Raw genomic sequence first — 1908 nt, 5'->3', positions numbered from 1 at the left:
CTCGTTAGTGATTGTACTCACTTAACTCAGTGTCCAAAACTTCTGGTGCGGATCAGAGCTTCATTCGGTAGTCACGCGCTATATAGCCATTTACTCCAATATAAAGGTTAAATTTAGAATTAGGTCGCTTATAAATCCTAAAGCAGGTCGTTAATTTGTAAATGAAAAAAATCAAATAAAAACATAATCATAAGTTGATAATAAAAATATGCACGTCGTATTTTCTCTTAAATGGATGCCGTAAATATTTCAAATAACGATGGGCTCAAGTATACTACGATTAAGCACTATGTAGGAGGGTGAATTATGACAGCAACTGACCGTATTTATCAAAAGATAAAACGCTCTCGCCGCTATGTGTTCGAACGGAAAGATTTCGACAACTATGCGAGCTATGACCAAATTGGTCGTGTCTTGAAAAAACTTGTGGATAAAGGTGTACTGATGAAAATCGGATATGGCTTATACACCAAGTCAACGATCAACAGCCTAACTAATAAACCGATGCCAATGAACCCCGGTGGTACTGACGCAATTATGCGTGAGGTCCTAAAATTGCGCGGTGTAGACTTTGAGATGGATGCCATGTCATTGAAGAGCATCAATGGACAGTCCACTCAAATACCAGCGTCTATCAGATACACGTGGGATTCTAAGCATTTCAACCGCAGCCTTAAGGTTGGTAATAGAGTATTGAATAATCGACAATGAGCATACCAAAACTAAAAAAGCAGTTTCTTGAAGTCTCTGATGCCCTCGACTTAGGTAACCCATCGATCACAGAAAAGGACTATTGGGTGGTGTCACTGCTTGCCATGTTGGAAAACGTGGAAAGTGAGCACCACCGGCTCGTTTTTTCAGGTGGAACAGCTTTGGCTAAGTCCAACATTAAGATCCTGCGTATGTCTGAAGACGTCGACATAAAATTGATTCCAACTCAGGAATTTCTCGACAAGGGCACAGGTGCGAAGAAAAGAGCTCGTAAGGCGTTAGTCGAACACCTCATTGCGAGGTTAGTTGAGCACCCTTATCTGAATTACAGTGATAAAACGGTACGCGATGAGTATCGCTATGTCGAAATCGAAATAGAGTACCCGCAACAATACCATCAAGCACCGTGTCTACGACCTTATGTCAAACTTGAGCTCATCGAAACCATTGAACTTCAAGGCGTTGAATCTCGCTCTATTTCATCGCTGGTAGCACAGAGCTACACGCAACCTGCCGAAGTAAGCGCTATGTCGTGTATTTCCATTGATTCGACGTTGGTTGAAAAAGTGCTTTCCATGTTACGCCGCACCATGTCAGTCAAGCGTGATCCAAAGCGTAAGGATGACGAAACATTGGTTCGTCACATCTACGATGTTCACTGCATTAGCGCAGAGCATACGATTGATATGGACGTGTTAAAGCCGATGTTTGATACCGTGTTGGAAGAAGACAAGGAGCGATATGGAAATCAACATCAGGAGTTTGTCGACGATCCACGTAATGAGTTAAAGCTGGGATTAGAAGAGCTAGAAGCTAACGAGGAGTTTCGTAAACGTTTTGACGCGTTTGTGGCCCCAATGGTGTACAACACAGAACCACATGACTTTGATACCTGTTTTGCCTCATTCAAAGGTATTTCAGAGCAGCTTATTAGCTAACCTTCCGATGCCTACTGCTGCTTTTTGGCTACACTCCCAGTTGTAGGGGCACTATGCTGAAAAAAGTCTAAGTTGGTTACCTCCTCTATCTCATTAACCACATAGCTCTAAAGATGTGATTGATGAGCTTACTAAGCTAATTGATAGTTTCCCTAAATTTAAGTTATCCGAAGAAGGCGGTTGCGAGTGAATACTCCAGCTCATTTTTGTCCAGAGGCTTCATAGACCTGAATTTTGACTCGTGGCACTTTCTAACTCA

At 42.2% G+C, this 1908-nt stretch carries 2 protein-coding genes; both read left to right on the top strand.

The features are described 5' to 3' along the window. Positions 1-306: 306 nt before the first annotated feature. On the top strand, positions 307-711 hold the full coding sequence (locus AB6D80_RS24845) for a DUF6088 family protein (protein ID WP_017103705.1): 405 nt from the start codon (positions 307-309) through the stop codon (positions 709-711). Between the two features lie 2 nt (positions 712-713). Then, positions 714-1649 carry a nucleotidyl transferase AbiEii/AbiGii toxin family protein gene (locus tag AB6D80_RS24840; protein WP_372189913.1) on the top strand — a complete coding sequence of 312 codons (936 nt, stop codon included), beginning with the start codon at positions 714-716 and terminating at the stop codon, positions 1647-1649. Positions 1650-1908 lie beyond the last annotated feature (259 nt).

Source organism: Vibrio sp. 10N.247.310.17, assembly GCF_041466605.1.
Lineage (GTDB): Bacteria > Pseudomonadota > Gammaproteobacteria > Enterobacterales > Vibrionaceae > Vibrio > Vibrio tasmaniensis_A.
Note: the sequence above shows the minus strand (reverse complement) of the source record. Positions and strands in the feature narration are given on the sequence as shown.

Bases quoted from the DNA above. Each gene is read 5' to 3' on its own strand.
- AB6D80_RS24845 (WP_017103705.1), top strand. From the start codon at position 307: ATGACAGCAACTGACCGTATTTATCAAAAGATAAAACGCTCTCGCCGC.